This is a genomic window from Pedobacter frigidisoli, from assembly GCF_032678525.1.
GTDB classification, from domain to species: domain Bacteria; phylum Bacteroidota; class Bacteroidia; order Sphingobacteriales; family Sphingobacteriaceae; genus Pedobacter; species Pedobacter frigidisoli_A.
Genome location: NZ_JAVTSE010000003.1, coordinates 175,216 through 188,604, shown reverse-complemented (window position 1 = coordinate 188,604; position 13,389 = coordinate 175,216). Strand labels below are relative to the sequence as shown.

General features: G+C 40.9%; 11 protein-coding genes. 8 read left to right on the top strand and 3 right to left on the bottom strand.

Going from position 1 to position 13,389, the window contains the following annotated elements; genetic code table 11:
* Positions 1 to 3 precede the first annotated feature (3 nt).
* The gene (locus tag R2Q80_RS09895; protein ID WP_316799443.1) at positions 4 to 1,461 is read left to right on the top strand and encodes a RagB/SusD family nutrient uptake outer membrane protein; all 1,458 of its coding nucleotides are present in this window, start codon (positions 4 to 6) and stop codon (positions 1,459 to 1,461) included.
* Between the two features lie 11 nt (positions 1,462 to 1,472).
* Entirely contained in the window at positions 1,473 to 2,528 is a 1,056-nt protein-coding gene (locus R2Q80_RS09890) for a LamG domain-containing protein (protein WP_316799442.1), read from the top strand.
* 106 nt (positions 2,529 to 2,634) lie between these two features.
* On the opposite strand, the gene arr is transcribed toward R2Q80_RS09890, so the two are convergent.
* Complete coding sequence (gene arr, locus R2Q80_RS09885) at positions 2,635 to 3,045, bottom strand: NAD(+)--rifampin ADP-ribosyltransferase (RefSeq protein ID WP_410478735.1); 411 nt, start codon at positions 3,043 to 3,045, stop codon at positions 2,635 to 2,637.
* 323 nt (positions 3,046 to 3,368) lie between these two features.
* Between arr and R2Q80_RS09880 the strand changes: the two genes are divergently transcribed.
* On the top strand, positions 3,369 to 4,007 hold the full coding sequence (locus R2Q80_RS09880; protein ID WP_316799440.1) for a DUF6266 family protein: 639 nt from the start codon (positions 3,369 to 3,371) through the stop codon (positions 4,005 to 4,007).
* A gap of 65 nt (positions 4,008 to 4,072) precedes the next feature.
* Here R2Q80_RS09880 and R2Q80_RS09875 read toward each other — a convergent pair whose 3' ends face one another.
* Both R2Q80_RS09875 and R2Q80_RS09870 read right to left on the bottom strand, forming a co-directional pair.
* Positions 4,073 to 5,497 (bottom strand): MATE family efflux transporter, encoded by a 1,425-nt coding sequence (locus tag R2Q80_RS09875; protein WP_316799439.1) that lies wholly within the window; start codon positions 5,495 to 5,497, stop codon positions 4,073 to 4,075.
* A gap of 27 nt (positions 5,498 to 5,524) precedes the next feature.
* Positions 5,525 to 5,944 carry an acyl-CoA thioesterase gene (locus R2Q80_RS09870; RefSeq protein WP_316799438.1) on the bottom strand — a complete coding sequence of 140 codons (420 nt, stop codon included), beginning with the start codon at positions 5,942 to 5,944 and terminating at the stop codon, positions 5,525 to 5,527.
* A 158-nt stretch (positions 5,945 to 6,102) separates the two neighbouring features.
* Between R2Q80_RS09870 and rpsO the strand changes: the two genes are divergently transcribed.
* The 5 genes from rpsO (at position 6,103) to serC (ending at position 13,383) form a co-directional block, all read left to right on the top strand.
* Positions 6,103 to 6,387, top strand: coding sequence for a 30S ribosomal protein S15 (rpsO, locus tag R2Q80_RS09865; protein WP_047797868.1), 285 nt, complete (start codon positions 6,103 to 6,105; stop codon positions 6,385 to 6,387).
* 175 nt (positions 6,388 to 6,562) lie between these two features.
* Positions 6,563 to 8,698: a polyribonucleotide nucleotidyltransferase gene (pnp, locus tag R2Q80_RS09860; RefSeq protein WP_316799437.1), complete on the top strand. Its 2,136-nt coding sequence runs from the start codon at positions 6,563 to 6,565 to the stop codon at positions 8,696 to 8,698.
* A 187-nt stretch (positions 8,699 to 8,885) separates the two neighbouring features.
* Entirely contained in the window at positions 8,886 to 9,557 is a 672-nt protein-coding gene (rpe, locus tag R2Q80_RS09855; RefSeq protein WP_316799436.1) for a ribulose-phosphate 3-epimerase, read from the top strand.
* Positions 9,558 to 9,638: 81 nt separating this feature from the next.
* The gene (locus R2Q80_RS09850) at positions 9,639 to 12,059 is read left to right on the top strand and encodes a TonB-dependent receptor (RefSeq protein WP_316799435.1); all 2,421 of its coding nucleotides are present in this window, start codon (positions 9,639 to 9,641) and stop codon (positions 12,057 to 12,059) included.
* Positions 12,060 to 12,309: 250 nt separating this feature from the next.
* Positions 12,310 to 13,383, top strand: a complete 1,074-nt coding sequence (serC, locus tag R2Q80_RS09845; RefSeq protein ID WP_316799434.1) for a 3-phosphoserine/phosphohydroxythreonine transaminase — start codon at positions 12,310 to 12,312, stop codon at positions 13,381 to 13,383.
* Positions 13,384 to 13,389 lie beyond the last annotated feature (6 nt).

Genomic DNA, 13,389 nt, shown 5'->3' with positions numbered 1-13,389 from the left:
CTGATGAAAAAACTATATATATTATCCTTTATCGCATTAACGTGTTCAACCCTCGGATGCAAGAAATTTCTGGATCAGCCGGCACTGGGCTATTACTCGGACTCAGACCTTTTTAGCAATGATGCTACCGCAAGAACTGCAGTTAATGCCGCTTATATTCCGCTAACTTTTACCGACGCCGCTTCTAATCCGGTGTGGGTTTTGGGCGACGTGGCAACTGATGATGCCATTATTGGTGGAAATGCAGGAGAACAGGCTGACTATACTGCCATTGATCTGTACAATATTCTGCCGGGAAATGCCGCTGTACAATCTCTTTGGGCACGATATTACGATGGCATTAACCGCTGTAATGTCGTTACCGGTGGGCTCACTTCCGATAATACTAACGTATCGGAAGCGGTTAAAACACAAATTCTGGCGCAGGCAAAGTTTCTGCGTGGCTATTACTACTTTATGCTGACGAATTTTTACGGCAATATTCCCTTGCGGTTGAAAGTAGCAACACTTGAAGATGCAGCACTCGCCGCTACACCACAGGCACAGGTATACACCCAGATTGAAAAGGACCTCACTGAGGCTGCTGCCGGGCTGCCTTCAAAGTGGGAATCGGCTACTGATCAGGGAAGGGCAACTAAAGGAGCCGCACTGGCATTGCTGGCCAAGGTTTCCCTTTTTCAGAATAAATATCCTCAGGCTATTCAATTCAGCGAACAGGTAGAAGCACTGGGCTATATGCTTACAGACAATTTTGCAGATAACTTTAATTCTGGTGCAAAAACGAATAATGAAGCGATTTTCTCGGTATGGCATAGTCGTGGGGCCCAACCATCACAAGGCAACTCATTAAATTACTGGTTTGCACCGAGGGCACTTAACGGTGCAGGAACCTTTTTCCCAACGCAAAGTCTGGTCGATAATTTTGAACCCAATGATCCCAGGCTCGATTTAACACTGGCCAGGGCGGGCAAACCTTATTACGATAACAGCTTTGATGCATCATGGACTACCACAGGTTACCTTTCAAAAAAACATATCCAGCCGATAAGTGAGGTGCCGGTGACTACTAAAAATGATGGTAACCTGAATTACGAGGCTATCCGGTTTGCAGATATATTACTCATCAAAGCTGAAGCCTTAAATGAGTCGGGCCAGTCTACGGCAGCATTAGTACCATTGAACCGTATCCGCGAACGGGCACGTAAAAACTTTTCCGGAACAGCACCCGCTGGTTTACTCGCACCGGTAACGGTTGTAAACCAATCACAGTTAAGAGATATCATCCGCAGGGAACGACGTTCGGAGCTGGCGCTGGAATTTCACAGATTCTTTGATGTGATGCGTTATGGACAGGCCTTTGCTGAATCTGCACTCAAACCTGGTGCACCAAATTTCAACTATAGCACGAACAGGTTCTTTCCTATCCCTCAAACAGAACTAAATGCTAACGGAAAACTTTAATCACAATGAAAATGAACGCTAATATTCACAGATATACCAGGTATTGTTTGACCTTATGTTCGCTGCTCTTTCTCATTTCATCTTGTAAAGACGATGTGGAAGTACCTGATTATGCTTCTAATAAATCAGGGCTCACTCAACTGGCTGACTCGCTGTCACGGGTGTACAATAGTAGTGTTGAAGGACACGATATCGGTCAATACCCAAAGCAGGCCCGTGCCGAGCTGAAATCTGCACTCGATCTGGCTGTTAATGTAAACGCAGGAGCCTTTACTCAACAGGAAGTAAATAACGCATTAGCAAATTTAAGAAGAGTGGCCACCGCTTTCAGCGCAAGGAGAATTGAGGAAGTGGCAGCATCGAACCTTATTGCCAAATGGCTTTTTAGTGGTAATGCTCAGGATGCTACTTCAAACGGTCATGACGGAACGCTGATGACAGGAATTATAGGAAACGCGGCGAATCACAGTGACGGGGGGCGACTTCCTGTTGCTACCGCCGATCGTTTTGGACGTGAGGCGAATGCCTATGCGTTTGATAATGGCGCATATATTGAAATACCCTATACCGCTTCGTTAAACCCCGACCAGCTCACCATGAGTTTATGGGTCAATGTAAAAGAAGCCAACGCAGATAATTACATGGTTTCATTAAATAAATGGAACGGATTTAAATTTCAGCTGCAATCGGATAATTTTCTGTTTATGACATTGAAAACCACCTCGGGAACTTACGACCGGGATAGTAACCCCGGGAAGATGACCGTTGGCGCCTGGCACCATGCAGTGGTTACAGCAGGGAATGGCGCAATTACTTTCTATGTGGATGGTGTTCAAACCAGAACAGAAAGTGCTTCAGGTACAGCATTTCACCTGACTAGCCCCGTAAATATGGCAATTGGCCAGATCCTTCCGAAAAGCACACTCAACTTCACAGATACATCGAGTCCGTTCTATTATTCCAGTGCTGCTTATTTCCGGGGTTCACTGGATGACATCAGGTATTATAACAAAGCGCTCAGTGCGGATGAGGTACTTCGGATCTATAACAACGAAAAACCGGACTAATTTAAATCTGGTTCCTTCATTGAAAAGCTGTCTCCATGTGGGGGCAGCTTTTTTATTATATCAGAAATGCAACAGGCTAATGCACCAGGATTAAAATATTATGTCATCAATCTTCAATGGCTTCGATACCATCATCCTTTAGTTTTGCCAAGTGCATCTTCATGGTATTTACCTGATCATCCGGATGGCCCGCCCAGATTGTAATTTCACCCACAACTTTAAAAGGATCTTTGGAACGATAGGAGAGACTTGGGTTACCCGGGAACTTTTTATCTGTAAGATTAGGATCATCTTCGATGGGCCCGGTGGGCTCCACGAGATAAATCCGCTCTCTTCCATCCCCCAAAGCAAGTTCCGCCCCCCAAACGGCCGCATCAAGTGTTGCACTCAGGTAAATAAACTTTGCATTTTTATTTTGTCCGTAATTAGAACTGATGCCTGTTGTAATGTATTCACCGATTTTTAAAACTGCTTTTGTTCCGTGAAAATAGGTTTGTTTAAAAGGACTGTGAGCCATGGTACTGGTTTTAGGTTTAATGTTTTGTTCCATCAGAATAACGGATTAGCGTAAATTCCTGTATGCACTGAGGTCTAAAGTATTAAAAAAATTATGTTTTGTGAGCTCATTTAAAGATATATTTTCCTGCCACTGCTAATACCTGCGTCGCTGTTAAGTCGGGCTTTGGTCGGACTTTGGTCGGGCTTGTGACAATTGTACCCGACTGAACTCCGACCAAATAGTGAAATAAGTTTGAAGAAAATGTTAACTAATTGAAAACCATTGCTTATATTAGTATGATCATCCCATAATATTATTATTAATTTTTAAATTTATGTATTATGGCAGTATTGAATGACGGCATTAATGGAGGTTTCCGCGGAAAGGTTGGAACCGTAGTTGGCTACCCGCAAAACGGGAAATGGGTGATCAGGGCATTACCAAAGCCCAGCACAAAAAACAAAAAGAGTTCTGTTAAGCAGAACAAATGTAGAAAGAAGTTCAGGGATTTGCAGGAATTTATGTCTCCTGTACAGGAGTTTATCCGAACTGGTTTTAATCTTGAGGCGCGGAGTAGAAATCTATCTGCGCATAACGCAGCAAAGTCATACAATATGCAGCATGCATTCAATGCCGATGACCAGCTTGACTACAGCAGGATTGCCGTCACTTACGGGAAGCTCGAAATGCCGGAGGAAATTTCTGTAAAGGATAATGAGCAGGGTATTGAGGTTCAGTGGGTAAATCTGCTTGGAGATTCACTGATCCGAAACCGCGATCAGGTGATGATCCTAGCATATTGCTTAGAGAGACGTAAAGCTGCTGTATTGTACAGCGGCGCGAAGCGCAAAGCCGGATTAGAACAACTGGAAATTGCGACTGCACTAAAAGGAAAAAAATTCCACATCTGGGTTGCGTTTATCGCCGATAACCGTGAATCTGTTTCGACCAGCAAATATATGGGAGAAATTTTATATTAGTCATTTCCATACCGCAGAGGCACCCGAAAGACTTAGCTGTCAGGGGTGCCTTTGCGGTTAATTACCTATACCATGGTTTTCTTCCATTTGCCTTTTTTGAACAGGATAAAGGCTGCAAGGGCTATACCTGCCTCAGCTGTGGGAATTGCAATAAAAACACCAGTGGGTCCGAATTCGAGATACTTCGCCAAGAAATAAGCCAGTGGAATCTGAAACAACCAGAATGCAAATATATTAATCTTGGTTGGCGTCCAGGTATCACCTGCACCATTGAATGCACTGCTAAACACCATAGCTGCACCATAAATTACAAAACCGATACTCAAAATCTTTAGCGCCTTTCCTGCAATCGCAATTACGGCCAGATCTGATGTAAAAAACGAAGCGAAGAGGTGCCCGCAGGTCAAAAATACCACACTTACGGTGGCCATGAAAATAATAATATATTTTAGGGTCTGAAAAACCGATTGTTCAGCACGCTCTATATGGCCGGCACCCAGATTCTGGCCCACCAGCGTAGCAGCTGCATTACTCAGCCCCCAGGCGGGCAGCATAAAAAACATCATTAAACGCAGGGCTGTCTGGTATCCTGCCGAACCTTCATCGCCACCTGTCGTGGCCACTAGTTCTGCCAGAAAGACCCAACTGCAACTCGCTATGACAAACTGAAAGATAGCAGGTGCAGCAATTTTAACAATGGCCCTGATCTGGCTAAAATCAGGAATAAAATGGCTGACACGTATTTTAAGGGCATTTTTTCCATTGAATAGCTGATATGCCTGATATATGACTCCAAGGCCACGTCCAATAGTAGTGGCAATTGCGGCGCCTGTTAATCCAAAGGCCGGAATGGGCCCGAAACCATTAATTAAAAGAGGGCAGAGGAGGATGTTAGCGATATTGGCGATCCACAAACTTCTCATGGCGATGGCGGCATTGCCTGCACCGCGAAATATTCCGTTGATCAGAAACAGTAATACAATGATGATGCTTCCGCCCATCATAATGCGTACGAAAGGGGTGCCATGATGAGCCGTTTCGCTGGAGGCACCCATCACGCGCAAAATATCACCAGCGTAAATTAAACCTAATATGCTGATGATGATATTGATCACCACGGCAATAACAATGGTTTGCATACCTGCCTTTGCAGCTGCATCAGGATTTTTCTCCCCAATTCTTCTGGCTACAACAGCAGTAGCTGCCATGCTTAAACCAATGGCGAGGGAATAAATAATGGTGAGTACGGATTCCGTTAGTCCAACCGTTTGTATGGCATAACTACTGTTTTCCAGGTGTCCGACAAAATATAAATCAACGAGCGCGAAAACAGATTCCATGGCCATTTCTAGCATCATTGGAATAGCGAGTAAAATGATCGCACGCTTGATGCTAATGGATGTCAGATCGACTTCATTACCCTTTATTGACTGTACGAGTAAACTAAAAAAAGAAGATAATTTGCCCGGTGTCTTTAGTGACTGTGACATATTGTTAGCATTAAATTGTAGTAATAACTAGATACTGTAGGCCTCAATCATTTCTGCAGAAACTTTGGTTCCGCGGCCAGTGTTCAAATCGATCAGCACATAATCAAAGATACCATCGGAAGACACTTTTCCGGTTTTTTTATTGATAATTTCAAACTGTACTGAACAACCTTTCTCCTGCATGGTTAAAATCCCGGTTCTAATCAGCATCAAATCGTTCATTAACAGAGGACGCTTGAAACTAATATCTACGCGGCTTACCACCCAGCCCAAACCCTGATTGGTGAAGTGTTCCCAGGGCATACCATAAAATTTTTCCATTTGCTCGTAACGGGCAGCAAGTACATAATCTAAGTATTTACTGTTGTGAACATGGTTAAACATGTCTATATCATCAGGCCGTACGCGCAGCTCGCTTTCGAAAATGCTAAATTGATTCTTTTCCAAGGTAAATGTTTTGTGCAAAAGTAAGGTATTCGTTCTATTTGTAATCGCTTAAAACAACTCATCCATTAAACAATTCACTCTACTTTGTTAATACAGAAAAATACTTTATCTTTGCGCCACAATTAATTAATTTTTATTGCTTTAATATTATTCAAGAAATGTATTTAAGTCCAGAAAAGAAAGCCGAAATCTTTAAACAACACGGCGAAGTAGAAACCAACACTGGTTCTGCTGAAGGTCAGGTAGCGTTATTTACATACCGTATTGCGCACTTAACAGAACACTTAAAGAAAAATCGTAAAGATTTCTCTACACAGTTGTCACTTCAAAAATTAGTAGGTAAACGCCGCGGTATTTTGGCTTACCTATACAAAAAAGATATTGAGCGCTACCGTGCTATCATCAAAACTTTACAGTTGAGAGATATCATTAAACAAAAATAAGCGAATTTTATCAGCGAGAGCCATTCTTTAGGGAATGGCTTTTTAATTTACCTTAAAATATTTTTGCCTGAATTTTATAGATAGGAATTTTTAATCTTATCTTCGTTAGCAAAAACAAAAACATATATAAACAACGGTGTGTAGAAAGAGGAAAACACATCATAATTCTATTTAAATGAATGTAATAAAAAAATCGTTCGATTTGGGCGATGGCAGAATTGTAGAAATTGAAACTGGTAAACTGGCGAAACAAGCCGATGGTTCGGTAGTAGTTAAAATGGGCGACACCATGTTATTGGCTACAGTTGTATCTACTGTAGGTGCAAAACCAGGTACCGACTTTTTACCTTTATCAGTTGATTATCAGGAAAAATATGCGGCTACAGGCCGTATTCCAGGAGGCTTTTTACGTCGTGAAGCAAGATTATCGGACTACGAGGTTTTAATCTCACGTTTGGTAGACAGGGCTTTACGTCCGATGTTCCCTAGTGATTATCACTCTGATACCCAGGTGATGATTTCATTAATTTCTGCTGATAAAAATATCATGCCTGATTGTTTAGCTGGTTTAGCTGCATCAGCTGCATTATCTGTTTCAGATATTCCTTTCAACGGTCCGATTTCTGAAGTTCGTGTTGCTAAAATCGATGGTAAGTTGGTAATCAACCCATACGCCAGCGATTTAGAGCGTGCAACTTTAGAATTTATGGTTGCTGGTTCAGCAAACGATATCGGCATGGTTGAAGGCGAGTGTGATGAAATTCAGGAAGATGAAATGGTTGAGGCATTGAAATTTGCACATGATGCAATTAAAGTTCAATGCGCCATTCAGGTTGAATTAACAGAAGCTACAGGCAAAACTGTAAAACGCGAATATAGCCACGAAGATCACGATGCTGATTTAAAAGCTAAAGTTTACGCTGATACTTACGATAAAGTATATGCTGTAGCAAAGTCGGGCTCAAATAAAGATGAGCGTAAAGTTGGTTTTACCAATATCATCAATGAGTTTTTTGAGGCAATGCCTGAAGATACTGCAGATTTGACGAAAGCAATGGCTAAACATTATTACCATGATGTACAGTACGATGCCATCAGAAATCTGTTATTAGATGAAGGTATCCGTTTAGATGGCCGTAAAACCACTGAAATCCGTCCAATCTGGAGCGAAGTAGGTTATTTACCTGCAGCACACGGATCGGCAGTTTTTACACGTGGTGAAACTCAATCATTAACATCAGTTACCTTAGGAAGCAAGGATGATGAACAAATGATTGATGGTGCTTTCTTCAATGGTTATCAGAAATTCTTATTGCACTATAACTTCCCGGGTTTCTCAACAGGTGAGGTTAGACCAAACAGAGGTGCTGGTCGCCGCGAAATTGGCCACGGTGCATTGGCACAACGTTCATTGAAAAAAGTGTTACCTCAGGGTGCTGAAAATCCATATACCATCCGTGTAGTATCTGACATTTTAGAATCTAATGGATCATCATCTATGGCAACTGTTTGTGCTGGTACATTAGCACTAATGGATGCAGGTATTAAAATCAAATCTCCGGTTTCGGGTATTGCAATGGGTTTAATCACTGATGAGAAAACCGGTAAATATGCAATCCTTTCTGATATCCTTGGTGATGAAGATCACTTAGGCGACATGGACTTTAAAGTAACAGGTACTGAGAACGGTATTGTTGCCTGTCAAATGGATTTGAAAATCAACGGATTATCGTACGAAGTTTTAACCAAGGCATTACTTCAAGCTAAAGAGGGTCGTTTACACATCTTAAACGAGATGAAGAAAACGATCAGCCAGCCAAATGAGGATTACAAACCACATGCTCCACGTATCGTTTCTTTAGTTATTGATAAAGAATTTATTGGTGCTGTAATCGGCCCAGGCGGTAAAATCATTCAGGAAATGCAACGTGAAACCGGCGCTTCTATCTCTATTGAAGAGGTTGATGGTAAAGGAAATGTTGAGATCTTCGCTGACAATAAAGCGGCAATTGATTCGGCAGTTTCGAGAATTCGTGCTATCGTTGCGAAACCGGAAATTGGTGAAGTTTACCAGGGTAAAGTAAAATCAATTATGCCGTTTGGTGCATTTGTTGAGATTATGCCAGGTAAAGATGGTTTGTTACATATCTCTGAAATTTCATGGCAGCGTTTAGAAACGATGGATGGTGTATTGAAAGAAGGTGATAAAATTGAAGTTAAATTATTAGACATCGATAAACAAGGTAAAATGAAACTTTCACGTAAAGTTTTATTACCAAGACCAGAAAAACCTGCTGCTCCGCAAGCATAAATAAAATTCAGGCGGCGGGATTCCGCAGTCGGGAGAAAAGATTAGCCCTTTCAGAATAAAGCTGAAAGGGCTTTTTTTGTTTATGGTTATTTTGTTTAATTAGGATTTTGTAACTTGCCTTATTACTATATATACAATTTACCCGTTGTTGCGCGGCACGAAGCAATGACGAAAACAACTGATTTGAATGAAAAAGATTATTGCCCCATCCATACTATCTGCCGATTTCGGCAATTTGCAGCGAGATATTGAAATGATCAACAGAAGTGATGCTGACTGGTTTCATGTCGACGTTATGGATGGTGTGTTCGTGCCAAATATATCTTTTGGCTTCCCGGTGATGGCAGCGGTAAAAAAACACGCTGTTAAACCACTGGATGTTCATTTGATGATCATTGAGCCCGATAAATACATTCAGGATTTTGCTAAAGCAGGTGCAGACCGGATTACCGTACACTATGAAGCATGCACCCATTTACACCGAACCATACAACTGATCAAGGCATCGGGATGTAAAGCGGGAGTAGCTTTAAATCCACACACACCTGTTGCCTTGTTAGGTGATATTATTGGCGATCTGGATTTAGTGTTGATTATGTCGGTAAATCCAGGCTTTGGCGGTCAGGTATTTATACCTAATACTTACAAAAAATTACAGGATCTGAAACAACTTTCGGCAGGAATAAATGATGACCTGGTTGTTCAGGTTGATGGTGGTGTAGGGGTGCAGAATATTGCCGCACTGGTAGCGGCGGGTGCAACCGCCTTCGTTGCAGGAAATGCGATTTTTGCCACAGAAAATCCCGCAGATACCATTTCCAAAATGAAAAGCCAGGCGCTTAACCGGTTAAGTGCTTAACCTTCGGTTCAGTTGACTAATTAGTTAACTACTGTCAGCTGGGTTCAATTTGCGTAAATAACCTGATATTGTATTAAAAAGATGCTCAGACTCCGGCTAACTTTTTTTCTTTTGATCGTTTGCTGCAGCGTTGGCATTGCTCAGCCCCTGGTACGGGTGTCAGGCATTGTTTACAATGAGGAGAAATTACCTTTATCACAGGTTACCGTAATTGTATTAGGTCAGGCCCAGTCGACTGTAACTGATGAGTTTGGGGTTTACACCATTTATTCAAGTTCGAAAACATTCAGCATCAAATATTCTTTACTGGGTTATCAGCAGCAAACCTTAAAGTTTGATGAACATTCAGGAGCAAGGATTAACCGGCAGGTTAGTCTGGTAGCCAATATCAATGAGCTTGAACAGGTAAATATTACTACTAAACAAAACCAGCTGAGCAATACCACCACCATCAATATTTCTGATGTTGCTTCAATGCCACTGGTATCGGGCAATTTCGAAACAATGCTTAAAACATTACCCGGTGTATCCACCAATAATGAACTCAGCGCACAGTATAGTGTGCGCGGAGGTAATTTCGATGAAAATTTGATTTACATTAATGATGTAGAGATCAACCGGCCGGTGCTAATCAGAAATGGTCAGCAGGAGGGTTTAAGTTTCATCAACGCCGAACTGGTGAGTAAGGCAAAATTTTCTGCCGGAGGCTTCGAAGCTCGCTACGGAGATAAACTGTCGTCGGTGCTTGATATTAAATACGACAGACCAGATAGCAACCAGCTAATTTTAAGTACCAGTCTCCTTAATACATCGCTGACTGCTAAACGGCTGGCAAAAAAAAGTTTCTTACTAGCCGGGATCAGGTATAAAAATAATTCGAATGTACTCATTAAGCAGGATGAAAAGGGGAGCTACAATCCTAATTTCGGAGATGTTCAACTGCTCTACCAGTATAATTTTTCGCCAAAATTCAATCTTAGTTTTCTGGGTAACATCAACATGGGACAATTTAAACTTGTACCCACAAACCGGGAAACACAATTCGGCACATTAGCCAATACATTAAGGTTAAACGTTGACTATGCTGGGCAGGAAATTGATGATTATCAAACGTTGGGTTCGGCCGTCACGGCAACCTATTCTCCCCAGCCCAATCTGGTCATTAAATTCATAAACAGCTATTTCAATACAGTTGAAAGGGAACGGTTTGATATTGATGGGAGCTATATTTTTGATGAAATAGATCCTGATTTCACAGGAGAGAACTTTGGTATGGTGACCAAAAACAAAGGTATTGGCAGCTATTACAACTATGGGCGAAACAGTTTAAATACGCAGACCCTTGCATCTGAGGTAAAGGTTGATCAAAATTTTAATAATCATTTGTTTTCCTGGGGTTTAAAGTTTGATCAGTCAAAATATAACGACAAGTTGAATGAGTATAACTACACTGATTCTGCCGGCTATATTTTACCTGTTCAGTCAAAGAATATTGTACTCCAGAATGTAATCAATGTAGAAAATAGTATTGATATTAAAAATTATAGTGCTTATATCCAGGATAGTTATACACTTTCCAGTTATGCAGAACTTCAATTAGGAACACGTGCTACATATAGTTCGTTAAGCAGGCAGCTGTTGATTAGCCCGAGGTTATTAATCGCATACCGGCCAAATTCAAACAATAAAATTTTGCGTTTTACGGCGGGTGTTTACAAGCAGCCACCATCTTACAGAACCATTCGTGAGTTCTCCGGAAAGTTGAACATTACCCAAAAGGCACAAAGTTCATATAACACCTCATTAGGATATGATTATGCCTTTGATGCATTTGGTACCCGTTTGAAATTTACCTCTGAAGCTTACTTCAAATATTCTGATCGTCTTATTCCCTATAAAATTGATAACCTGCGAATCAAGTATCTGGCCAATGAAGTTTCCAGAGGTTTCGCTTACGGGGCCGATTTCAGTATTGGCGGTGAGTTTGTGAAAGATCTGGTGTCGTATTTCAGAATGTCGGTGATGCACGCCAACGAGGATATCATCGGAGATAGCTATGTTGATAATGGAAAAATGGTTTACCCGGGCTATTTAAAGCGCCCTACGGATCAAAGAATTAATTTCTCGATCTTTTTTCAAGACAGACTTTTAAACAGCCCGACTTATAAAGTACATCTGAATGCACTCTATGGCTCACGATTGCCAATCGGGCCGCCACAAACGGCAAGATATCTGGACAGGTTTTACATTCCATCTTACAAGCGTGTGGACATTGGTTTCTCCAAGGACTTCCTGGATGATGCTGCCTTTCACAAACCTAAATTTCTCGATAAAAACTTTAATTCTGTTATTCTATTTTTCGAGGTTTTCAATATGCTGAATATCAACAATACAGTTTCATATTTATGGCTTAAAGATGTTGACAATGTACAATATGCCATTCCAAATTACCTTACTGGCAGGCAATTCAATTTAAAGCTCATTGTGAAACTGAAGCCCTAGGCAGATGTAATTGTTATACTGAAAAACCTATGCACAACTATCCATGCTTAATGGGGAAAGTTCTGTGTTTCTACTCTAAATGGTGCAAAAAAAGGAAAAATAAGGTTAAACGTTTTAATTACAAAAACCGCAATAAATACATCAATATCCGGTTGTTTTTTAACAAAATTTAATTTTTTATGATACGATTTTGTAGTCAGAACTCCTTTAAAAATTTTACATTTACGGCCATAAAACATTATATAATAAGATGAAGCATAATTTTGGCGCAGGCCCTTGTATTTTACCTCAAGAAGTGTTTAAACAAGCTGCACAGGCAGTTTTAGATTTTAACGATGGATTATCAATTTTAGAAATTTCACACAGAACAACAGAGTTTGAGGCAGTTGTTGCTGAAGCAGATAAATTGGTAAAGGAGTTACTAAATGTGCCATCGGGTTATTCCGTTTTATTTTTACAAGGCGGTGCGAGTTTACAGTTTGCAATGGTTCCAATGAACTTATTGGGCGAGGGGCAAACAGCAAGTTATTTAGATTCGGGCGTTTGGGCCACTAAGGCCTTAAAAGAAGCTAAATTTATTGGCAACGTGAATGTTGTAGCATCTTCTAAAGAGTCGAACTATACCTTCATCCCTAAGGATTTTGAAATCCCTGCAGATAGTGCTTATTTTCACTACACCTCGAACAACACGATTTATGGTACTGAGCTTTTTGAGGTGCCGGTAACTAATGTTCCTGTGGTAAGCGATATGTCATCGGATATCATGAGCCGCGTGATTGATGTTTCAAAATTTGATTTGATCTATGCTGGTGCGCAAAAGAATGTTGGTCCTGCTGGGTTGACAATCGTTATCGTTAAAGATGAAATTTTAGGTAAAACTGATCGTAAAATTCCTTCGATGTTAAATTATCAATCTCATATTGATAATGATTCCATGTATAATACGCCACCGGTTTTCTCTATCTACACCGCATTGTTGAATTTACGCTGGTTAAAATCAAAAGGTGGTGTTGCCGAAATTGAAAAAGAAAATAAAGCTAAAGCAGAAGCATTATACAGAGAAATTGACCGTAATCCATTATTTAAAGGCACTTGTGCCGTGGAAGACCGTTCAAGAATGAACATTTGCTTTGTAATGGAAAATGCTGAATTGGAAAAACCATTCCTGAAGTATGCTGAAGAGCAAGGTATCGTAGGAATCAAAGGACACAGAAGTGTTGGCGGTTTCCGTGCTTCTATGTATAATGCTTTGCCGATTACCAGCGTACATGCATTAATCGACGCCATGCAGGCATTTGAAGAAAACCAGGCAAAAGCAAATTAATAAAAT